This window comes from Candidatus Pelagibacter sp. PS_11, assembly GCF_059417975.1.
Window position 1 is genome coordinate 812219 of the sequence record NZ_CM182075.1, and the last position, 21176, is coordinate 833394.

Here is a 21176-nt window from a genome sequence, read left to right on the forward strand (position 1 = left end):
ATTTAATCTAATTTTTCAGTATTAATTTCTTCTTGAGTATTGTCAATTGCAGAAATTAAAGTATGCCATGATAAAGTCGCACATTTTACTCTCATTGGATATTGTTTTACTCCAGACAAGCACATTAATTTAGTTTTTTCATCTTCTTCTAGGTTTTTTGATTTTAATTCAGGATTTTCCTTAATCATACCTAAGAAGTCATTTACAATTTCTTTAACTTCAACTTCTTCTTTTCCTTTAATTAAATCAGTCATAATTGATGCTGAGGCCATTGAAATTGCACAGCCACTACCTTCAAATGAAATATCTTCTACTTTTTTATTTTCATCAAGTTTTAAAAATACATGTACATTATCACCACATAATGGATTCTTGCCCATTGCATCTTTATTAAAATTTTCTGTTTTTCTTAAGTTGCGCGGGTTTTTACCATGCTCTAAAATTATTTCTTGATAAAGTTCTTTTATATTCATTAGATATTAAAAATTTTCTTACAGTTATTGATAGAATTATTAAGTTGATCTAAATCATCTTTTGTATTGTAAACACCTAATGAGGCACGAGCGCTTGCAGGTATACCTAATTTGTCATGTAGGATTTGACAACAATGATGACCCGCTCTAATAGCGACACCATCTTCATCCAATATTGTAGCTATATCATGTGGATGAACACCCTCTATAGTAAAAGATAAAACTGCTGATCTATGTTTTGGGTTACCAATTAATTTAACTGAATTATTTTTTCTTAAAATTTCTTGACCATACTGGATTAATTCTTGCTCATGTTTAATCATGTTTTCAATTCCGATTTTTTCTAAAAATTTTATAGATTGATCAAATGCTATGACTTGTGCTGTAGCCATCGTGCCAGCTTCATATTTATTAGGTAAATCACCATATGAAATGCAATCTTTTTTTACATCTTGAATCATTCCACCTCCACCTTGATAGGGTGGTAATTCTTCTAACCACTTTTTCTTTGCATATAAAACACCAAGACCGGTAGGCCCATACATTTTGTGACAAGAAATAGCATAAAAATCACAGTCTATGTCTTGCATATCAAGTTTTAAATGAGGAGCACCTTGGCATCCATCAACTAAAACCGCAATACCTTTTGAATGAGCAAATTCTGTTATTTCTTTAACTGGTAAAACTGATCCTGTTACATTTGATAAGTGTGTAATAGCAATTAATTTTGTTTTTGATGTAATTTTTTTTTCAATACTTTCTAAAGTAATTTCTCCATCATCATTAATTTCAGCAAACTCAATCTTTATACCTTTAGATTGCCTCAAAAAATGCCAAGGTACGTAATTAGAATGATGTTCAAGTTCTGTTATAAGTATTTCATCCCCTTCTTTTAAAAATTTTTGACCATAGGTATTAGCTACAAGATTAATTGCCTCAGTTGCACCTTTAGTGAATACAATTTCATTTTTATCTTTAGCGTTAATATATTTTTGAACAGAAGATCTTGTATTTTCATAAAGATTAGTTGCAGCTACTGCTAAGTAATGAACGCTTCTACCTGTGTTTGAAAATTCATTTGTATAAAAATCATTAACTCTATCAATTACAGATTGTGGTTTTTGAGATGAGTTAGCACTATCAAGATATACAAGATCATTATTATGAACTTTATTATTAAATATTGGAAATTCTTTTTTAATATTTTCTATACTCACTCTGCAACTCCCATCATATCTTTGATTAAATTTTTGATTTCTAAATCTGTAATTGTTTCAACTGCATCCATTAGAAAACCATTAATCAATAATTCTTTTGATTGCTGATGACTTAGACCTCGAGACATTAGATAAAATATTGAGTCTTCGTCTAAGTTACCCGAAGTTGATCCATGCGAGCATTTTACATCATCTGCATAAATTTCAAGTTCAGGTTTACCATCGAATTCTGTATTTTCATTTAAAAGTAAAGCTTTACTTAGTTGGTACCCATTTGTTTTCTGTGCTTTTTGATCAACAAAAATTTTACCTTGATAAATACCTTTGGATTTATCATTTAAAACCGTTTTGATTAATTGATAGCTTTTTGTATTTTCTGCCAAATGATTTATGTTCGTTTTAATTTCATGATGTTGTGAGTTTTTTAAATTTATCACACCATTAATAAATGCTGAACTGTATTGATCATTTAAATTACAATTTACTTCATTTTTGATAAATTTAGATCCTGTTGAAAAAATAAAATTTTCAGAGATACTATTTTTTTCAAGGTTAATATTATTATAAAAATATTTAATATTAGAATTAGTTTTATAATCAATTTTGTAGTTTTTAAGAATTGCATCTTGAGCAATATCAAAATTTTGATTAATATTAATGAAATTATTTTGAGAGTGATCATCAAATATAGTAACTAATTTCAAGCTACTATTTTTTTCTAACTTAATATCTGTTCTTAAATTGAGTGCTGTTGAATTAACATCCTCAGTAGTAATATTGTATAAAATTAATGGCTTATTTAATGAATAATTCTCCTTAACAATAATACCAATATGTGCACTAGCTAGAGCATGATTTAAGGATACTAATGGATTAATTTCATTAGTATTGTTGCTTAAATCTAAATCATTATTAATTAAAACTTTAGTGTCATCCTCATACTTGATGTCTACTTTTGAAATAACTCCATTAATAAAAATTATCTTATTATGTTCAAACTTATTAATTAATGATATTTGATCTTTAGGTTCGTAAGTCTTATCATCATAAAAACTTAAATTTTCAATATTAGATGAGATAATTTGACTTAAATCAGAAAATTTCCAATCTTCAATTCTTTTATTTGGAAAGCCTTTATCAATAAAATTTTTTAAATTTTTTTTTCTAAACTCAACATTATTTTTAGAAAATTTTAAATTTTCTGTCATCTTATTGAAATCTGATTTTAATTGTTCAATCATTTAACTAAGAGTTTCGTAACCTTTGCTTTCTAATTCCATTGCCAATTCAGATCCTCCAGATTTAACAATTTGACCATCAATTAAAACATGAACAAAATCTGGTTTAATATAATCAAGTAATCTTTGATAGTGGGTAATAATTAAAAAAGAACTGTCTTTACTTCTTAATGCATTCACACCTTCAGATACTATTTTTAAAGCATCAATATCAAGTCCTGAATCTGTTTCATCTAAAATAGATAGCTTAGGATTTAGTATGGACATTTGAAGTATTTCATTTTTTTTCTTTTCTCCACCAGAAAACCCCACATTCAATTGTCTACTTAATATTTTTTCATCAAACTTTAATTCTCCGGCTTTTTGTTTAACTAACTTTAAGAATTCAATAGCATCTAATTCTTTTTCACCTTTAGCTTTTTTAATTGCATTTAAAGATGTTTTTAAGAATATATTGGTATTAACCCCTGGTATTTCTAATGGATATTGGAATGCTAAAAATATTCCTTTATGAGCTCTTTCTTCAATTTCTAAATCTAAAAGATTTTCATTAAAATACTTTACTTCACCAGTTACAGTGTATCCTTTTTTCCCTGAAAGAACATTTGATAGAGTGCTTTTTCCAGATCCATTAGGCCCCATGATTGCATGTACCTCTCCCGGTTTAATTTCTAAATTTAAACCTTTTAAAATTTCTTTATTATCAATATTCACTTTAAGATCTTTAATTGTTAACATTAACCAACACTCCCTTCTAAACTAATTCCTACTAATTTTTGAGCTTCAACAGCAAATTCCATTGGCAATTGTTGCAGAACCTCTTTACAAAAACCATTAACGATTAAACTCACAGCCTCTTCTTGATTTAAACCTCTTTGATTACAATAGAACAATTGTTCATCACTAATTTTAGATGTGGTTGCTTCATGCTCAATATTTGAGCTAGAATTTTTATTTTTTATGTATGGAACAGTATGCGCTCCACACTTATTACCCATCAAAAGAGAGTCACATTGAGTAAAATTCCTTGCATTATCAGCATTTTTTGCAATATCCACTAAGCCTCTATAAGTATTATCTGCAAATCCAGCTGAAATACCTTTTGATATTATTTTGCTTTTTGTATTTTTACCCAAATGAATCATTTTAGTACCTGTATCTGCTTTTTGATGATTGTTTGTTATTGCTATTGAGTAAAATTCTCCTACAGAATTATCACCCATCAATATACAGCTTGGATATTTCCATGTAATTGCTGAACCTGTTTCAACTTGTGTCCAAGATATTTTTGAATTTTTTCCTTTGCACAAACCTCTTTTAGTTACAAAATTATAAATTCCACCTTTTCCATCTTTGTCTCCAGGATACCAATTTTGTACAGTTGAATATTTTATTTCAGCATCATCTAGTGCAACTAATTCTACATTTGCTGCATGTAATTGATTTTCATCTCTCATTGGTGCTGTGCATCCTTCTAGATAACTTACATAACTTCCTTTATCTGCTATGATTAAAGTTCTTTCAAATTGACCTGTTTCAGTAGCATTAATTCTAAAATAAGTTGAGAGTTCCATCGGGCATCTTACACCTTCAGGAATATATACAAATGACCCATCAGTAAATACTGCAGAATTAAGTGTTGCAAAATAATGATCTGATATTGGAATTACAGACCCTAAATATTTTTTTACTAATTCAGGATGATCTTGTATAGCTTCAGACATAGAACAAAAAATAATTCCCTTTTTATTTAACTCACCCTTAAACGTGGTTGCAACAGAAACAGAATCAAATACAGCATCAACTGCTATTCCATTAAGTCTTGCTTGTTCTTGAAGAGGTATTCCAAGTTTATTATAAGTTTCTAATAATTTTGGATCTAGCTCATCTAAACTTTTTGGTTTATCATCCATACTTTTTGGTGCTGAATAATAATAAAGATCTTGATAATCTATTTTGGGATATTTAGGTTTTTGCCAATTAGGTTCTTTTAATTGCTTTAATCTTTCAAAGGCTTTCAATCTCCAATCAAGCATCCATTGTGGTTCTTTTTTAATATTTGAAATAAACTTAATTACTTCTTCATTTAAACCTTTGGGTGCTCGAGTATTTTCAATATCAGTTGAAAACCCATATTTATAATCTTTTAATTTTTCTATTTCTTTTTCTCTTGCATCCATTTTAATTTCTACTTTCTAAAGAATTACTTATAAGATCTTTTAAATTTTTTTGTTCGAAGAAATGATTGATATGAACTTCAAGTTCATCCCATAAATTATGAGTGATACATTTTGTAGTCTTGCTATTGCATCCTTTTTTAGACTCCTTCTTGCATTGAACAGTTTTAACTTCTTCATCTACGGCACTAAGTATGTTTGCTAATTTAATTTCTTCTGGTTCTTTGTTTAAGATATAACCTCCATTAGTACCCCTAATACTTTTTACGATATTATATTTTTTTAACTTAGAAAAAATTTGTTCTAAAAAATCCAAAGAAATACCTTGTCTTAAGGATATATCTCTTAAAGATACTGGATTAACACTATTGAACTTAGCAAGATCAGCTAAAGCCATTACTGCGTATCTACCTTTTGAAGTTAATTTCATATTATCCTTATTTAAGTGGGTTTTTTATACAAACCTGACTAAATTAGTCAAGTATACAATGCATAAAAAAGATAACATATTGTCGCTTAGTTATGATATGTGTATTTTTTTTTGAGAATAATAATCAATATCATTTATGGACAATAAAATAGTTGAAGTTTTTATACCTGGGCCTGCTGGAAGAATGGAAGCCAAGTATTATAAAAGTGAAAAAATTACATCCCCAATAGCACTGGTATTGCAACCTCATCCTCAATATGGAGGAACAATGAATAATAAAGTTGTGGTTGATACATTTCATACTTTTATGGAAAATGGATTTTCTGTATGTAGAGTAAATTTTAGAGGTGTTGGAAAAAGTGATGGTGAATTTGATAATGGACAAGGTGAACTAGCTGATGCAGCTGCAGCACTAGATTGGTTAGAACGTGAAAATTTTGATAACTCACAATGTTGGGTTTCAGGATTTTCTTTTGGATCACTAATAGCAATGCAACTACTAATGAGAAGACCAGAAATAAATAGATTTATTGCAATATCACCACAACCAAATGTTTATGACTTTTCATTCTTATCTCCATGTCCTACTTCAGGTTTAATGATTTATGGAAAAAAGGATGAGTTAGTTCCCTTAGAACATATTACAGATCTAGATAAAAGATTGAGTGCCCAAAAAGGTATTAAAGTTGACTTTCAGGCTATAAATGATGCTAATCATTTTTTTACTAAAACAGAAGATGTATTGGTAAAAAGTTTAGATAAATATATTAAAAAAGAATCCGCTTTATTTTAATCTGAATAGTTTTTAACTAAAACTCCACCTATCGAAGGTTTTTGCACATTCGTAGTGTTAGGGTATGAAATTACTTTTTTTAGTGCAGACCTGATTGCAAGATAAGCAAAAGCTTGGGACTCGATGAAATCACCATCAATTTTATAATCATCAATTATTTTTAAAGAAATATTTTTTGATAATCTTTTTCTTATGCTCTCCATTAATGAAAGGTTTTTTCTTCCACCACCACAAACTATTATTAATAACTTTTTATTTTCTTCACTGTTGATTGATTTTAAAATTGATTGATAAATTATTATTGCTGTAAAATCTACTAATGTAGATAAGCCATCCTCATATGTGAGACCTTTTACAAAACTTAAATCAAAATCTTTTATATCAAATGAAAGTTTTTTTTGATTGCTTATATTATCAAAATTATCAATCGCTTGATTTAGAATAACTTCACTTGTTTTTCCTATATTTGATGCTTTTCCATTTTCATCATATTTCATTTGTGTGTGTCTTCTAACCCATTCATCTAAAAGACAATTACCAGGACCTACATCAAAACTTTTTAAATCTTCATTATTTTTTGAGATAACAAGAGTAATATTTGCGATACCTCCTATGTTTAAAACACAAGCAGGTTTCTCTATTTTATTCTGGTTTATGAGTAAGTTGTGAAAGATTGGAGCTAATGGAGCTCCTTGTCCTCCATTATGAATGTCATTTTCTCTAAAGTTATAAACTACATTTTTTTTTAAAAGACTTGATAGTAAATTGCCATCTCCTATTTGTTTTGATATTTTTTCCTGAGCATTGTGAAAAATTGTTTGACCGTGAAACCCAACTATATCTACATCTACTCCTGCATTCTTTATAATTTCTTTGCTAATTTTTGCATGAAATAAGGTAATTTTTCTCTCAAGCTCGTTAATTTGATAAGAATTAGCTTTTAAATCTTTTGTTGAATTTATTTTATCTCTTAGATTTAGTAAGTTTGAATAAATTACCCCATCATACTCAAAATATTTATCAAATATAGGCTCATAGTTACTTTCGCCATCTGATCTAATAATTGACGCATCAACCCCATCCATAGATGTGCCACTCATTAACCCTAAAGAAGTATAAAATTTTTCCATTCTTATTTTTAAAGTAAATATTGTATATTCTAGATAGCATATTTATGAATAAATTTTTAAAAGAATTTAAAGATCGGGGTTTCTTTTACCAGTGTACAGGTGAAGAAAATCTATCTCAATTATTAGATAAAGAAAAAATCAGAGCTTATATTGGTTTTGACTGTACGGCCGAAAGTCTGCATGTTGGTAGCTTACTTCAAATTATGTGTCTTAGGTTGCTACAAAAACATGGCCACCAACCAATTGTTTTATTAGGAGGGGGTACTACTAGAATAGGTGATCCATCTGGAAAAGATAAAACTAGGACAATTTTATCTGAAGAAGAAATTGAAAAAAATATAGATAATATTGAAAAAATTCTAAAAAATTTTTTAGATGATAAGAACACAGAAACAAAACCTATATTTGTTAATAACTATACTTGGCTTAAAAATTTAAATTATATTTCTTTTCTAAGAGATGTTGGAAAACATTTTACAATTAACAAAATGTTGAGTTTCGATAGTGTAAAAATTAGATTGGAGAGAGAGCAGTCATTGAGTTATATGGAATTTAACTATATGATTTTGCAAGCATACGATTTTTTAGAATTAAACAAAAAAGAAAAATGCATGCTTCAAATTGGTGGCTCTGATCAATGGGGTAATATTGTTAATGGAGTTGATCTTATAAAAAGATATTCAAATAATCATGTTTATGGGTTAACGACACCCCTTATTACATTAGCGTCAGGTGCAAAAATGGGTAAAACTGAATCTGGAGCTGTTTGGCTAGATAAAAAATTTCTTTCATCATATGACTACTGGCAGTTTTGGAGAAATATTGATGATCGAGATGTTTTAAAGTTTTTAAAAATTTTTACAGATATTAACATTGATGAAATAGAAAATATTAAAGATAATAATATTAATGAGCTAAAAATTTTACTTGCTAATAAAGCTACATCTATGTTGCATGGAGAAGATGAGGCAAGTAAATGCCAAGAAACAGCCAAACGAACATTTTCTGAAAATTCGTTAGGTGATAACCTGCCAACAACTCAAATTGATAAAAAAATGTTAGTTGATAATATAAGTATTCTAGATTTAGTAATCTTATCCAAATTGGAAAACTCTAAAAGTGAAATTCGAAGATTAATTAAAGGGAATGGAATTAAAATAAATGGTCAGGCTATTTCTGATGAAAAGTTTTTAATTACTGAGGATTTGTTTAAGGATAGTTTAATTAAACTTTCACTTGGTAAAAAAAAACATATTAAAGTTGAGTTAATTTAGTTCTTTTTAATTTTTTCTAAAGTTCTTGTTATAAATCTAGGTGTTAGAGTTTTAATTGGATTGACTGTTGTGGATAAATTCTTTGGAGGTCCTTTTATTTTAAAACTTACGCCAAAAACACCTTCACCCGTTTTTTCTCCTATTAGTATTTTACCCAGTAGTGGAATTGAGGCTATAGATCTATTTATAGTTGTTGCGGGAACCAATGTTCCTCTCAAGCTAACCAATTTCTTTGATTCAATATAGCCATCCATTAATATAGAAATAGCAGGTCCAATTGCATACATTTCTTCAATATTAGTAAGACCTTTTTGACTTGAATATCTCATTTCTAAATCGGTAAATCTTATTCCCTCACCCGTTAAAAGATCTGCAATACCCTGAAGTGACGCTAGGCTTAAAAGCTTAGCAAAAACAGGTACCTCTTTAACTTTAAAGTTATCAATAATTAATACAGAATTAGAAACACCATCTTTTTTTATAGAATTAAAATTTAGATAACCTTCTTCAAATCCTTTAATGAAATCATATCTTTTAATTAAAGGTTTTGGATAGTTTGAAAAGAATTTTGTAATAGTTTCATTTTGGTTATTAGTTTCAATAGATAAGTTCATTTTTTTATTGTTAGAAAAAGTAGATGCTAGATTTAATTTATCTAATTTATTATTTTTAAAAGTGAAGTATCCAGTTAAGTTTTTAGTATAATCGTCTTTATTTATAAAAGTTGTGTCTATTTTAATATCAAATTTAGAATTAAAATTTTCAAAAATTGAAGTACTTTCATCATCACTCATGCTGTTGCTAATTAACTGTGTTGCATCAAAACTTTTACCATTTATGGAAAAATTAGATTTATTTTTTTTTAGCTCTAAATTGTTAAGAAGATCATTTTTATTTCGATAATTAAGTTTAATGTAACTTAAATCTTTAACTTTAAAATTTTTACTAAACATTAAATCTTTAATTAAAATTTGATTATTTTTTTCTGTTATAGAAATATCATTTAATATCAATTCTTTATTTTTTTTGTAAATACCTTTTAATAAAATTTCTGAACTGTTTCCTTTTTTCTTCTTATAATCTAAAAAATTTATTGTTAGCGGATTATTTTTAATATTAAGGTTTGTATCAAAAGTTATTTTTCTATCATCTTTAATAACGCTATAAGATAATTGTTCAGACTCGTCTCCAATATAGATATCTCCATCACCGCTAATATCTAATATATCTTTTATTAATTTAATTTTAATTTTATGATCTTTAAATTTAATTTGCTCTGCATAATTAGGTAAAAAAGTTTTTAAATTAAGGGGATTTTTAATTATTTGAAAATTTTCTAAGTTTAAGTTGGTCTCTAGTTTTAAATCTTTTAATTTTAATTTTTTGCTAACATTGAAAGAAAAAATATTTACAGAATTAAAGTCAATTTTTTCTATCTCTATATTGTTTGGTAAATCACCAAATATAGGTTTTAATTTTTTTATATCAAAATTTTGTTCTTTATTTGCCACCTCTCCATCAACAAAAAATATATCTTTCTTTTTTTCAATTTTGATTAAGGGCGATTTTAATTTTATACTATTAAGATTTGTTTCTATCTTTTTTAATGTTAGCTGATTGTTGCTTATATTAAATAAAAGGTTTAAATCATCAATTTCAACCTTGTTAAAAATATTAAATTTTGCTTTTTTGACAGTCCCAGTTATTTGATAATTATTTTTTATTTCTCCATTTAAATCAAATTTAAGATTTATATCTGTAGAAATTAATCCCTCTTTAGTGATGTTATCTAAAACAAAAAGTTGTGGTGATCCTTCAACTGTTCTTGTTAATGAGATTAAATCTTTGATTTTAATTTCTTTTGTTGAAATTTTTAAATCATCAATAGAAAACTGATTACTTATAAAAGATTTTAATGAAATATTGCTAGTAATGTCTTTTAAATCTAGACTTTTATCTTCCAATAATATTTTAGGGTTTTTTGTTGAAATATTGATACTAAAATTCAGTGGGTTTAATAGGTAATTAACCTCATTTAATGAAAGGTTAATTTTTTTATTAATTTTTGAAACATTCTTTATAATTTCTTTATTAAACTTGTCAGTTTTTACTCCATAGAGGCTCAAGTAAATAACAATTGTTGCAAGCGTTAATATTAATATTACAAGAATTTTAACTATTTTTTTCATTATTTAACTTTATATAACGAACTTTCTAAAAAATCATCAATCTCACCATCTAAGATTTTATCAGGATTTGAGCTTTCAAAGTTAGTTCTATTATCTTTTACCATTCTGTATGGGTGAAGTACATAAGATCTAATTTGATGACCCCAACCAATTTCTGACTTGGAAGACTCTACTGTTTGGCTTTCTTGTTCTTTTTTTTTTAATTCAAAATCATATAGTCTTGCCTTAAGCATATTCATACAGGTATCTTTATTTTTATGTTGAGATCTTTCATTTTGACATTGAACTACTATTTTAGAAGGTAGATGGGTTATTCTTACCGCACTATCTGTAGTATTCACATGCTGCCCTCCTGCTCCACTTGATCGATAGGTGTCAATACGTAAATCTTTTTCATTAATTTCTATTTCAATATTTTCATCTATGACTGGATAAATCCAGATACTTGCAAAACTGGTATGTCGTCTAGCTCCAGAATCAAAAGGAGATATTCTAACCAACCTATGAATTCCAGATTCAGCTTTTAACCATCCGAAAACATAATCACCCTCAATTTTAATAGTTGATGATTTTATGCCTGCTTCCTCTCCCTTATGTTCGCTAATTAATTCTGATTTAAAATTCTTAATATCTGACCATTTTAAATACATTCTTCTTAACATTTCTGCCCAATCCTGGCTCTCCGTTCCACCAGCACCGGCATGAATTTCTATATAGCAATCTAAACTGTCAGTTTCATTTGACAAAAAACATTTAGTTTCATTTTTTTTAGCTAATTTTTTTAAATTTTTAATACTCTCAAGAACTTCGTTTATGACAGATTGATTTTTTTCTTCTAAAGCAAGTTCATTCAATTCATCTAGATCAACTATTGATTTAGATGAATGTTCATATGAATTTATTAACTCTTCATATAATTTTTTTTCTTTAATAACTTTCTGAGAGTTTGCTTTATCTTGCCAAAAATTAGTTTCTAATATTTTTTGGTTATTCTTTTCTAATTTTTTATGAATATCATTTTTTTCAAAGGTACTCCTTAACTCTTTGATTGATTTTTTCTATTTCAGATTTGTAATTTAAATATTCATTGTCCATTAGTAGAACCTTAATATATTATTATTTTTTAATCTATTATTAATATCTTTATTTAATAAATTTTCTACTTTCATATCTTTATATGCTTCAATAATTGTTCTTCTTGTCCCAATTTCAGCTTTTTCTCCTGTAATAGGATCAATAACTTTCATTAAAATATTTTTTGCAACTTTAAACGGTCTTGCATCTTCTTTTTTTACAGCTTTTTTTACAAAGCTTTTAAAAATTGGTAATGCTGTTTTTGCTCCTGTTTCAAACCTTCCAAGTGATCTTGGATTGTCTGAACCTACATAAGCTCCTATTACTAATTTTGATGTAAATCCTATAAACCATGTATCTGTATTTCCATTTGTTGTGCCTGTTTTTCCAGCCAAATCCAAATTTAAATCTTTTAAATTTTTTCCCGTTCCATTTTGAACGGTTCCCTCCAATATCGAGGTCATTTGATATGCTGTTTCTGGGGAAAATATTTGCTCAAAACTGTCCTTTATATTTGGATAATTGTCACTTAAGTGAGATATTTGATCACAATTTATACACTCTCTCATTTCATTATTAAAAATTGTATTACCTTCACTATCTTGAATTCTGTCTATCATTATTGGTTTAACTAATTTTCCTCCATTAACAAAAGAAGAGTATGCAGATGTTAATTTCAATAAAGTCGTTTCTGCCGAACCTAATGAAATTGATAAAAGCTCACTAGGATTTTCATAAATACCAAGTTTTTTTGAGAAATTAACAATTTTTTTAAGCCCAAGATCTTGTGCAATTCTAACTGTCATCAAGTTTCTAGATTTTTCTAACCCCATTCTTAGTGTTGATGGTCCATAAAATTTTTTTCCATAATTTTCTGGTTTCCACATTTTTAAATCAGATCCTTGCTCTAAAACTAGTGGTGCATCTAGAATTAAAGTTGATGGTGTATATCCATTCTCAAGAGCTAAAGCATAAACAAAAGGTTTGAAAGCAGAACCTGGTTGCCTTAGTGCTTGTGTGGCTCTATTAAATTCACTTTTTTTAAAGCTAAACCCTCCGCTTAGAGCTAATACCCGTCCAGTAAAAGGGTCCATAACAACAATTCCTCCATTAACTACTGGCAGTTGCCTTAAGGCAAATATATTTTTTGTTATGTTTTCAACATAAATAATATCTCCAATTTCTAATATTTCTTTAAAATCTTTTTTGATCCAAGAGATGTTTTCATATTTAATAATTCCTTTTTTTTCATATTCTGTTTCAATTTCTACTGAAAATTTATCAATCCTTTTAATTATTGCTAAATCCCAATTAATCGATCTTTCTAATCTAAATTTATTTAAATCTTTATTCCATTTCTCTAAATTTTTAATATTAGTCAATGGACCACGCCACCCTTTTCGTTTATCGTATTCAATAAGACCTTGTCTTAATGAGTCAGTTGCAATTTTTTGCAAGCTAATATTAATAGGTGTACTTATATTTAATCCTTGTTTGTAAACTTTATCAAATCCTAATTTTTCAACCACATCTTTTCTAATATCCTCTACGTAGTAACTAGTATCTTCTGTAAATATTTTTTTTCTTTTTTTTAATATTATTTTTTTTGACAAAAGCTCTTTTTGATTTTGTTTACTTATATAATTATTTTCAAACAAATTGTTTATAACTAAATCTCTTCTAAATTTTGCGAGTTCTATATTTTTATACGGGTTATATCTACTTGGAGCCTTTGGCAGAGCTGCTAATAAAGCTGCTTCCTCATAATTCAATTCACTAATTGATTTATCAAAATATTCTAAGCTAGCAGATGCAACGCCATAAGTACCTTCACCCAGATATATTTGATTTAAGTATAGTTCTAATATTCTTTCTTTTGAAAGGGCTCTTTCTATTCTAAAGGCAAGAATTGCTTCTTTAATTTTTCTATTGAAGCTTACTTCGTTTGTTAATAAAAAATTTTTTGCCACTTGTTGAGTTATCGTTGATGCACCTTCCAATCTTCTTGATGCAACTACATTAGAAATGTTATTAATTATTGCTCTTAACACTCCTTTGGCATCTACACCTGGATGCGAATAGAAATTTTTATCTTCTGCAGATAAAAAAGCATTAATCACTTTTTCTGATATTGATTTATAGGGTACAAATATTCGTTTTTCTGATGAAAAATCATTCACCAACTCACCTTCCCCTGAGTAAACTTTACTAGAAACTGATGGTTTATAATTTTTGAGGAATTTATAATCTGGTAAATTATTAGAAAAAGCCCACAAAACAGCTAATATAGAAAATGCAGATAACAATCCAACACTTAAAACTGCTATAAATATATTTTTAATTATTCGAAGCATTTTAGTTTAATATATACAAGAATTTGTTAAAGTTAAGGCATCAGAATTCAAACAAAATTTAAAATTATTTAAATATAAAATGAAACAATTAATCAAAAATATATGGAAAAAAATTTATACATTGATGCTTCGCATCCAAATGAAACAAGAGTTGTACTTAAGTCAGGTGAAAACATTGAAGACTACGAGTACGAAGGCTTAAAAAACAATTTAATAAAAAATAATATCTACCTCGGCAAAGTAAGCCGTGTAGAGCCATCTTTACAAGCTGCATTTATTGATTTTGGAAGAGATAGACACGGTTTTCTATCTTTTAATGATATTCAATCAGACTATTATCAAATACCTCAGAGCGATTTAGCAAAAATAAAAGAAGAGGAGGAGAAAGCTAGAGAAGAACTATTAAAGAAAAGTGAACTAGAAGAGCAAAAAAATATTAACGAGGGCAATCTTGATATTAATGATCCAGTTGAAGTAAAACCTGAATCTGAATTAGAAACTGATGATCAGACAACACAAGAGAGTGACGCTCCAATTACAGATACTGCTCAAGTAGATGAAAATAAAGAACAAACTTCGCCCACATTATACGGTAGAAAACCTGAAGTAAGATTTAGATCTAAAAGGTATAAGATTCAAGAAGTTATAAAACCTAACCAAGTAATTTTAATACAAGTTTTAAAAGATGAAAGAGGACAAAAAGGTGCTGCCTTGAGTACATTTATTTCTATAGCAGGTAAATATATTGTCCTAATGCCCAATACACCAAAAGGTGGTGGCATATCTCGTAAAATATTTAACCCAGGAGAAAGAAAAAAAATTAGAACTATTTTAAATGATATAGTTATTCCAAAAGAAATGGGACTTATTGTAAGAACTGCAGGATCAAACAAAACAAAAAATGATATTGATCATGATCTTCAAACTTTGATTAAAACTTGGAATGAAATTAAAGAAAATGCATTAAACTCCATAGCTCCATCATTAATCCACCAAGAAAGTGATATTATAAAAAGAACTTTGAGAGATATGTATGATGAAAACACAAATAGTATCGTCATTGAAGGTAATGAAGGTTATAAAAAAGCCCAAAACTTTATGAAGTTAATGATGCCCTCTCATGTAAAAAAAATAAAAAAATATAGAGAAAAAGTTCCTTTATTTTTTAAAGAGAACATTGAAGAAAAATTAAATCAAATTTATGACTCAGAAATAAAACTAAAATCAGGAGGTTACCTAGTTATAAATCCAACTGAAGCGCTAGTTTCAATTGATATAAATTCAGGAAGCTCTATTAAACAAAAAAATGTAGAAAGTACTGCTTTAGACACTAATCTTGAGGCAGCAGAAGAGATATCTCGACAAATAAAAATAAGAGATCTGTCTGGTCTAATTATTATTGATTTTATTGATATGTTGAGTTTTGGAAATAGAAGGTTGGTTGAAAGAAAACTTAAAGAACAATGTAGAACTGATAGGGCAAGAATTCAAATTGGAAGAATTAGTACATTTGGACTTTTAGAAATGTCCAGACAAAGATTGAGGGAAAGTGCTGTAAAATGGAAAGTTACTCTTACAGATGAGTCTTTTGCAATGAAGATTCTTAAATTAGTCGAGGTTAAAGCTGTTTTAACAAAAGCAAAATTTGTAGAACTTAAGATTTGTGAAAAGATATCAGACTTTATGAAAGAAAACTTTATTGAAGATTTAAAGTATTTTGAAGAAAAAAACTTAATTAAGATTGATATAATTGCAGATAACAGTCTTATTATTCCTGAATACATAATTGATCTTCAAAACAAAACTAAAAAAACAATAGAAACAGTTCAACATATAGAAAAGTTAAAAAATCTAGAAGAGCAAAAAAAAGAGGTTAGATCTTTTGAAAGTCCTATTAAAAAAAAGCCTTATAAAAAACCTTTTTTTAAAAAGAAATTTTTTAAAAAACCTGTAGCTTAGATAATTCCAGTTTTTGGAGAAGATGCACTACCGTAAATAGATTTTTCTATACGACCTGCTAAATAAGATTGTCTTCCTGCAATTACTCCATTTTTAAATGCCAATGCCATTTGAAATGGTTTTTTAGCTTTAGCGATTGCAGTATTAGCCAATACTCCATCACAACCTAACTCCATGGCAATAGCTGCGTCTGACGCTTGTCCTAAGCCAGCATCAATTATCAAAGGAAGTTTTGTTTGGCTTCTTATTATTTTTATGTTTGTTGTATTTTGAATCCCCAGTCCAGATCCTATAGGTGCTGCGAGAGGCATAATCGCACAAGCTCCTACATTCTCTAATCTTTTAGCCATTAAAGGATCATCATTACAGTAAACCATTACTCTAAACCCTTCTCTAGTTAAAACTTCTGTAGATTTTAATGTTTCAATCATATCTGGAAATAAATTTTTCCTATCTCCTAAGACCTCAAGTTTTACCAGTTTCCATCCACCAATTTCTCTTGCTAAACGTAAAGTTCTAAGAGCCTCTTTAGAATTAAAGCAGCCAGCAGTGTTTGGCAAGTAAGTTATTTTTTTTGGATTAATGTAGTCCATCAATAAAGGTTTTTTTTTATCAGAAATGTTTACCCTTCTCACAGCAACAGTGACAATTTCTGCTCCAGATAATTTAATAGCTTTTGCACATTCTGCCATACTTTTATATTTTCCAGTTCCAACTATTAATCTGGAATTAAATTTTTTTTTATCAATTATTAATTTATCGTTAACCAATTTTATCCACCTCCAATAAAATGAACAATTTCTATTTTGTCATTATTTTTTAGTTTTATAGATTTTAAATTATTTTTATCTATTATTTCTTGATTTAATTCAATTGCTACTTTTTTAAGAGGTATTTTTAGTTCTTTTAAAAAAATAGAAAGGCTTAAATTTTCATTTATCGTTGAAAATTTACCATTTAATTTAATTTTTATTTTTTTTATTTTTTTCATAATGTATAAGAATTTGATGAGTAATAATATTATAATTATTAATGGTCCTAATCTTAATCTATTAGGTGAAAGAGAACAATCACAATATGGATCAATAACTTTTGACAAATTAAAAGAAAATTGTTTAGGTAAAGCTAAAGATTTAAATATTAATTTAGAATTTTCCCAGTCAAATATAGAGGGTGAAATAGTTACAACCATCCAAGAGGCTAAAAGTAAATTTGATGGTATAATTATTAATGCTGCAGGTTTTACACATACATCTGTAGCTATCAGGGATGCTTTAGATATTTATAAAAAACCAATTATTGAACTTCACATATCAAATATATATAAAAGGGAAGAATTTAGACACAAATCTTTAATCAGCGATATTGCTACTGGTGGAATTTTTGGTTTAGGTGATAATGGTTATATTTTAGCCATAATTGCAATGCAAAACATGTTACAGAAATGAAAATAGATAAAAATATCATTAAAGAATTAACTGACTACTTAAATGAATTCAATTTAACTGAAATTGAGTACACTGATAAGGATACTAAGATAAAAGTATCAAAATCGAATCCAGCTAACTCAAATCAAACTGTAAGTGTTGCTGCTTCAACACCAGCCCTTGATACCGTTAAGTCGACTGTTGTTTCTGGAACTGAAGTTAAATCTCCTATTATTGGTACAGCTTATCTTGCGGCAGAACCTGGTGGTAAAAAATTTGTAGAAGTTGGAAAAAAAATTAAAAAAGGTGAAACAGTTATGATAGTTGAGGCTATGAAAACTATGAACCATGTTCCATCAACAGCAGATGGAATTATAAAAGAAATCTGTGTAGAAGATGGCCAACCTGTTGAATACGGCCAAACTATTATCATCGTAGAGTAATGTTTAAAAAAATTCTAATTGCAAACCGAGGGGAAATTGCAGTCAGAGTTATAAGAGCTTGCAAAGAATGGGGTATAGCAACTGTCGCTGTTCATTCTGATGTTGATAAAGATAGTATGCATGTAAGACTGGCGGATGAAAGTGTATGCATTGGCTCACACCAACCTGCAAATAGTTATTTAAATATTCCAGCTTTGATGTCAGCAATAGAACTTACAAAAGCAGAAGCGGTTCACCCTGGATATGGTTTTTTATCTGAAAATGCAAATTTTGCTAAAGTACTAGAGGAAAATAATATTAAATTTATTGGTGCTTCTTCAAAACTCATAGAGATGATGGGAGATAAAATTCAAGCAAAAAAAATTGCAAAAGAATATGGTCTACCTGTTATTGAAGGTTCTGAAGGCGGAATAACAGACATAAAGGCAGCCAAAGAACTTTGTAAAAAAATAGGCTTTCCAGTTCTGATTAAAGCATCCGCAGGTGGTGGTGGTAAGGGAATGAAAATCGTTCGTAAAGAAGAAGAATTTGAAACATTATTTTCAACAGCAAAATCTGAAGCACAAAAATATTTTGGCAATGATGAAATTTATATTGAGAAATTTTTCCAAAATCCAAGACATATTGAAGTTCAGGTATTATCTGGAAAAAATAGAACAGTACATTTACATGAAAGAGACTGCTCAGTTCAAAGAAGACATCAAAAATTAATAGAAGAAACTCCTAGTCCAGTTTTAACAGATCAGATCAGAAAAGATCTTTTTGAAAGAACTGTAAATATGGTTAGTAAAATTGGTTATGAGGGTGCTGGAACTGTTGAATTTATATATGAAGATGGAAAATTTTATTTTCTAGAAATGAACACCCGAGTTCAAGTAGAGCATCCTGTAACTGAAATGGTAACTGGTATTGATATTATTAAAGAGCAAATTTGGATAGCTTACACTGGTGAAACAGCTTTAAAACAAAGTGACATTAATCCTAGGGGCCATGCAATAGAATGTAGAATTAATGCAGAGGATGCGAGTAAAAATTTTCAACCTTCACCAGGAACTATAGGAATGTGTCACCAACCATCAGGTTTTAGAACAAGAGTAGATGGTGCAATTTTTCAAGGTTATAAAGTTACACCATTTTACGATAGTATGATTTGTAAAGTCATCACTCATGGCAGAAATAGAACTGAAGCAATACAAAGAATGAATCGATCTTTAGATGAATTTGTTATTGAAGGAATAACAACAACAATACCTCTTCATAAAATTTTACTAAATCATAAAAAATTTGTTGAGTCAGACTTTAATGTTAGCTGGCTAGATAATGAAAAAGTATTCTAATAACATCTTGTTAACCAAATATCATATACTGGGTGATCAAAAGGATTTACTGCAGGACTAGATGAAAAAGTCCACCCATTAAATATAAACACTTCGTTGTTATCTTTATTAATTGTATCTTTAACCTGAATATAAGCTGTAATTTCTGGGCTGTCATCAAATTCAGAATTTTTGCATTTGAGACTTTTTATTAATAAACTTTTAAATCTTAGCTCCTCTCCTATTTTTAATTTTAAAAGATCGGTCTTTGAACTTACTTTATCTAAAATTTTTATTTCAACAAATTTTCCTCCATTATTTTCACTAGCTACTAGGGGTGATGATAAGCTTTTTAAAAAAAAATAAATTAAAAGAAATAAGAAACTAACTTTTCCAGATTGTATATTTTTTTTTAATAGGATCATTATTTTTATTAGGATGATAGGCATTCTCAGTACCCGTTTGATTTGATTGATGCGGTTTTTGCCAATCATATTTTTTCAATTCATGATTGTTTTCAATTCTATTATTAGTGAAATGCATCCAAGAGTACCATTCATTAGGGATTTTTGATGCATCAATTTCATCATTGTAAATCACCCATCGTTTTCCAGATTTACTTTCGTAATATTTGTTGCCACTCGAATCTTTTCCAGCAAGTTTTCCGTAAAAAATAGTTTTTAATTTTGTACCTAGTGTTTCTTGGTTCCACCAAATGAAAATTTTTTTTAAAAGTGTCAACATATTATTTTATTAATTCTTCAATCTTAAATTGTATTATTTAAATTAGACTAAAGTAAGGATTTGTATATAAATTAATTATCTTACGATTCAAAATAAAAAATTAATTAAAGGAAAAATGGCAAAATATTTAGTAGAAACTTATTATACTTGTAGCTTTAAAGTTAATCATTATCTAGATGATATTAATGAAACAGAGTTGGCAAATCTTGAAAAACGGGACGATGGAAAATTTGAAGTTTTAGACGTTAAACTTGATACAAGAAAAACAAAAAGTTTAGATGCAAATAATAAAGTAACCGAGACTAAAAAAATAGATATTATTACTGAACAAAGCAAACCTAAGGTCATTTCAAAAGAAAATAATACTAATTTTGTTAAAAAAATTAACGAGGGTGTCAGCAAAAGATTTAGTATGCCTGATAGAAGAAAAGGTTACATCCAAAAAGCGACAATTGGTGACCATAAAGTTTATCTCCATACTGGTGAATATGAAGATGGTAAAATTGGAGAAATTTTCATAGACACAAGTAAAGAGGGTGAACTAGTAAAAGCTTTGATGAACAATTTCGCAATAGCAATTTCACTTGGTCTTCAATATGGCGTTCCTTTAGATGAGTTCATCAGCGCTTATGTTGATACTAAATTTGAACCATCTGGAAAAGTACACGGTAATGACAGAATAATGAGTGCTTCTTCAATACTTGATTATATTTTTAGAGAATTAGCAATTTCATATCAAAATAGAGAAGATCTTGCTCACACTCCATCAATTGGTGGATCAGATAGATCTTTACCTGAGGAAGAAAATACTGAGGATCAAAATCAATTACTCAAAATTATAAAAGATGTTACTAGCAAAGGTTTTGTTAGAAATAATTACAAAAAAAATCTTGTTGATTTATCTGATGTTAAAATAAGCTTAAAAGGTAAAAAGTAAT

General features: G+C 28.2%; 21 protein-coding genes. 7 read left to right on the plus strand and 14 right to left on the minus strand.

From position 1 onward, the window contains the following. Window positions 1-2: 2 nt before the first annotated feature. The 6 genes from sufU to AC5SLT_RS04355 are packed head-to-tail and all read right to left on the minus strand — an operon-like array spanning window position 3 to window position 5535. Entirely contained in the window at window positions 3-473 is a 471-nt protein-coding gene (gene sufU, locus AC5SLT_RS04330; protein ID WP_018413975.1) for a Fe-S cluster assembly sulfur transfer protein SufU, read from the minus strand. Further along, entirely contained in the window at window positions 473-1690 is a 1218-nt protein-coding gene (locus AC5SLT_RS04335) for an aminotransferase class V-fold PLP-dependent enzyme (RefSeq protein ID WP_494591297.1), read from the minus strand. The genes sufU and AC5SLT_RS04335 overlap by 1 nt, the downstream gene beginning before the upstream one ends. Continuing rightward, window positions 1687-2931: a SufB/SufD family protein gene (locus AC5SLT_RS04340; RefSeq protein WP_494591299.1), complete on the minus strand. Its 1245-nt coding sequence runs from the start codon at window positions 2929-2931 to the stop codon at window positions 1687-1689. The genes AC5SLT_RS04335 and AC5SLT_RS04340 overlap by 4 nt, the downstream gene beginning before the upstream one ends. Then, window positions 2932-3666, minus strand: coding sequence for a Fe-S cluster assembly ATPase SufC (sufC, locus tag AC5SLT_RS04345; RefSeq protein ID WP_494591301.1), 735 nt, complete (start codon window positions 3664-3666; stop codon window positions 2932-2934). Further along, window positions 3666-5108, minus strand: coding sequence for a Fe-S cluster assembly protein SufB (gene sufB / locus AC5SLT_RS04350; RefSeq protein ID WP_006997174.1), 1443 nt, complete (start codon window positions 5106-5108; stop codon window positions 3666-3668). The genes sufC and sufB overlap by 1 nt, the downstream gene beginning before the upstream one ends. A 1-nt stretch (window position 5109) precedes the next feature. Continuing rightward, window positions 5110-5535, minus strand: a complete 426-nt coding sequence (locus AC5SLT_RS04355) for an RrF2 family transcriptional regulator (protein ID WP_494591303.1) — start codon at window positions 5533-5535, stop codon at window positions 5110-5112. 148 nt (window positions 5536-5683) lie between these two features. On the opposite strand from AC5SLT_RS04355, the gene AC5SLT_RS04360 reads away from it, so the two are divergent. Then, window positions 5684-6328 (plus strand): alpha/beta hydrolase, encoded by a 645-nt coding sequence (locus tag AC5SLT_RS04360; protein WP_420887574.1) that lies wholly within the window; start codon window positions 5684-5686, stop codon window positions 6326-6328. Here the strand turns inward: AC5SLT_RS04360 and AC5SLT_RS04365 are convergent. Continuing rightward, on the minus strand, window positions 6325-7458 hold the full coding sequence (locus AC5SLT_RS04365; RefSeq protein ID WP_494591305.1) for an anhydro-N-acetylmuramic acid kinase: 1134 nt from the start codon (window positions 7456-7458) through the stop codon (window positions 6325-6327). The two genes, AC5SLT_RS04360 and AC5SLT_RS04365, sit on opposite strands and share 4 nt — an antisense overlap. Window positions 7459-7502: 44 nt before the next feature. On the opposite strand from AC5SLT_RS04365, the gene tyrS reads away from it, so the two are divergent. Beyond that, window positions 7503-8732: a tyrosine--tRNA ligase gene (gene tyrS, locus AC5SLT_RS04370; protein WP_494591307.1), complete on the plus strand. Its 1230-nt coding sequence runs from the start codon at window positions 7503-7505 to the stop codon at window positions 8730-8732. On the opposite strand, the gene AC5SLT_RS04375 is transcribed toward tyrS, so the two are convergent. From AC5SLT_RS04375 to AC5SLT_RS04385, 3 genes are read right to left on the minus strand one after another with little or no spacing between them, the layout of a single operon-like run. Beyond that, window positions 8729-10921, minus strand: coding sequence for a hypothetical protein (locus AC5SLT_RS04375; protein ID WP_494591309.1), 2193 nt, complete (start codon window positions 10919-10921; stop codon window positions 8729-8731). The genes tyrS and AC5SLT_RS04375 overlap by 4 nt on opposite strands. Further along, window positions 10921-11970 carry a peptide chain release factor 2 gene (prfB, locus tag AC5SLT_RS04380; RefSeq protein WP_494592572.1) on the minus strand — a complete coding sequence of 350 codons (1050 nt, stop codon included), beginning with the start codon at window positions 11968-11970 and terminating at the stop codon, window positions 10921-10923. The genes AC5SLT_RS04375 and prfB overlap by 1 nt, the downstream gene beginning before the upstream one ends. A 45-nt stretch (window positions 11971-12015) precedes the next feature. Beyond that, window positions 12016-14349 (minus strand): penicillin-binding protein 1A, encoded by a 2334-nt coding sequence (locus AC5SLT_RS04385; protein WP_494591311.1) that lies wholly within the window; start codon window positions 14347-14349, stop codon window positions 12016-12018. A gap of 102 nt (window positions 14350-14451) precedes the next feature. Here AC5SLT_RS04385 and AC5SLT_RS04390 point away from each other — a divergent pair, with 102 nt between their 5' ends. Then, entirely contained in the window at window positions 14452-16308 is a 1857-nt protein-coding gene (locus AC5SLT_RS04390) for an Rne/Rng family ribonuclease (protein ID WP_494591313.1), read from the plus strand. On the opposite strand, the gene AC5SLT_RS04395 is transcribed toward AC5SLT_RS04390, so the two are convergent. Both AC5SLT_RS04395 and thiS read right to left on the minus strand, forming a co-directional pair. Beyond that, window positions 16305-17078 (minus strand): thiazole synthase, encoded by a 774-nt coding sequence (locus AC5SLT_RS04395; protein WP_494591315.1) that lies wholly within the window; start codon window positions 17076-17078, stop codon window positions 16305-16307. The genes AC5SLT_RS04390 and AC5SLT_RS04395 overlap by 4 nt on opposite strands. Before the next feature lie 2 nt (window positions 17079-17080). Then, entirely contained in the window at window positions 17081-17299 is a 219-nt protein-coding gene (thiS, locus tag AC5SLT_RS04400; RefSeq protein ID WP_494591316.1) for a sulfur carrier protein ThiS, read from the minus strand. A gap of 16 nt (window positions 17300-17315) precedes the next feature. Here thiS and aroQ point away from each other — a divergent pair, with 16 nt between their 5' ends. From aroQ to accC, 3 genes are read left to right on the plus strand one after another with little or no spacing between them, the layout of a single operon-like run. Beyond that, a complete protein-coding gene (gene aroQ / locus AC5SLT_RS04405) occupies window positions 17316-17756 on the plus strand; it encodes a type II 3-dehydroquinate dehydratase (RefSeq protein ID WP_494576347.1) in 441 nt (146 codons plus the stop codon). Continuing rightward, the gene (locus tag AC5SLT_RS04410; protein ID WP_020169232.1) at window positions 17753-18178 is read left to right on the plus strand and encodes an acetyl-CoA carboxylase biotin carboxyl carrier protein; all 426 of its coding nucleotides are present in this window, start codon (window positions 17753-17755) and stop codon (window positions 18176-18178) included. The genes aroQ and AC5SLT_RS04410 overlap by 4 nt, the downstream gene beginning before the upstream one ends. After that, window positions 18178-19515 (plus strand): acetyl-CoA carboxylase biotin carboxylase subunit, encoded by a 1338-nt coding sequence (gene accC, locus AC5SLT_RS04415; RefSeq protein WP_494591318.1) that lies wholly within the window; start codon window positions 18178-18180, stop codon window positions 19513-19515. Before AC5SLT_RS04410 ends, accC begins: the two co-directional genes overlap by 1 nt. Here accC and AC5SLT_RS04420 read toward each other — a convergent pair. Both AC5SLT_RS04420 and AC5SLT_RS04425 read right to left on the minus strand, forming a co-directional pair. Beyond that, on the minus strand, window positions 19512-19919 hold the full coding sequence (locus tag AC5SLT_RS04420; protein WP_494577636.1) for a DUF2155 domain-containing protein: 408 nt from the start codon (window positions 19917-19919) through the stop codon (window positions 19512-19514). The genes accC and AC5SLT_RS04420 overlap by 4 nt on opposite strands. Further along, window positions 19879-20238 carry an NADH-ubiquinone oxidoreductase subunit NDUFA12 family protein gene (locus AC5SLT_RS04425; protein ID WP_006997189.1) on the minus strand — a complete coding sequence of 120 codons (360 nt, stop codon included), beginning with the start codon at window positions 20236-20238 and terminating at the stop codon, window positions 19879-19881. The genes AC5SLT_RS04420 and AC5SLT_RS04425 overlap by 41 nt, the downstream gene beginning before the upstream one ends. Window positions 20239-20353: 115 nt before the next feature. On the opposite strand from AC5SLT_RS04425, the gene AC5SLT_RS04430 reads away from it, so the two are divergent. Further along, the gene (locus AC5SLT_RS04430; RefSeq protein WP_006997190.1) at window positions 20354-21175 is read left to right on the plus strand and encodes a TSCPD domain-containing protein; all 822 of its coding nucleotides are present in this window, start codon (window positions 20354-20356) and stop codon (window positions 21173-21175) included. The last annotated feature ends 1 nt before the right edge of the window (window position 21176 follow it).

Excerpts from the sequence above, each read along its gene's own strand:
- AC5SLT_RS04340 (WP_494591299.1), bottom strand. The coding sequence starts at position 2,931 with ATGATTGAACAATTAAAATCAGATTTCAATAAGATGACAGAAAATTTA.
- AC5SLT_RS04355 (WP_494591303.1), bottom strand. The coding sequence starts at position 5,535 with ATGAAATTAACTTCAAAAGGTAGATACGCAGTAATGGCTTTAGCTGAT.
- sufC (WP_494591301.1), bottom strand. The coding sequence starts at position 3,666 with ATGTTAACAATTAAAGATCTTAAAGTGAATATTGATAATAAAGAAATT.
- tyrS (WP_494591307.1), top strand. The coding sequence starts at position 7,503 with ATGAATAAATTTTTAAAAGAATTTAAAGATCGGGGTTTCTTTTACCAG.
- AC5SLT_RS04390 (WP_494591313.1), top strand. The coding sequence starts at position 14,452 with ATGGAAAAAAATTTATACATTGATGCTTCGCATCCAAATGAAACAAGA.
- AC5SLT_RS04410 (WP_020169232.1), top strand. The coding sequence starts at position 17,753 with ATGAAAATAGATAAAAATATCATTAAAGAATTAACTGACTACTTAAAT.
- sufU (WP_018413975.1), bottom strand. The coding sequence starts at position 473 with ATGAATATAAAAGAACTTTATCAAGAAATAATTTTAGAGCATGGTAAA.
- AC5SLT_RS04385 (WP_494591311.1), bottom strand. The coding sequence starts at position 14,349 with ATGCTTCGAATAATTAAAAATATATTTATAGCAGTTTTAAGTGTTGGA.
- AC5SLT_RS04425 (WP_006997189.1), bottom strand. The coding sequence starts at position 20,238 with ATGTTGACACTTTTAAAAAAAATTTTCATTTGGTGGAACCAAGAAACA.
- AC5SLT_RS04420 (WP_494577636.1), bottom strand. The coding sequence starts at position 19,919 with ATGATCCTATTAAAAAAAAATATACAATCTGGAAAAGTTAGTTTCTTA.
- accC (WP_494591318.1), top strand. The coding sequence starts at position 18,178 with ATGTTTAAAAAAATTCTAATTGCAAACCGAGGGGAAATTGCAGTCAGA.
- sufB (WP_006997174.1), bottom strand. The coding sequence starts at position 5,108 with ATGGATGCAAGAGAAAAAGAAATAGAAAAATTAAAAGATTATAAATAT.
- thiS (WP_494591316.1), bottom strand. The coding sequence starts at position 17,299 with ATGAAAAAAATAAAAAAAATAAAAATTAAATTAAATGGTAAATTTTCA.
- AC5SLT_RS04375 (WP_494591309.1), bottom strand. The coding sequence starts at position 10,921 with ATGAAAAAAATAGTTAAAATTCTTGTAATATTAATATTAACGCTTGCA.
- aroQ (WP_494576347.1), top strand. The coding sequence starts at position 17,316 with ATGAGTAATAATATTATAATTATTAATGGTCCTAATCTTAATCTATTA.
- AC5SLT_RS04430 (WP_006997190.1), top strand. The coding sequence starts at position 20,354 with ATGGCAAAATATTTAGTAGAAACTTATTATACTTGTAGCTTTAAAGTT.
- AC5SLT_RS04365 (WP_494591305.1), bottom strand. The coding sequence starts at position 7,458 with ATGGAAAAATTTTATACTTCTTTAGGGTTAATGAGTGGCACATCTATG.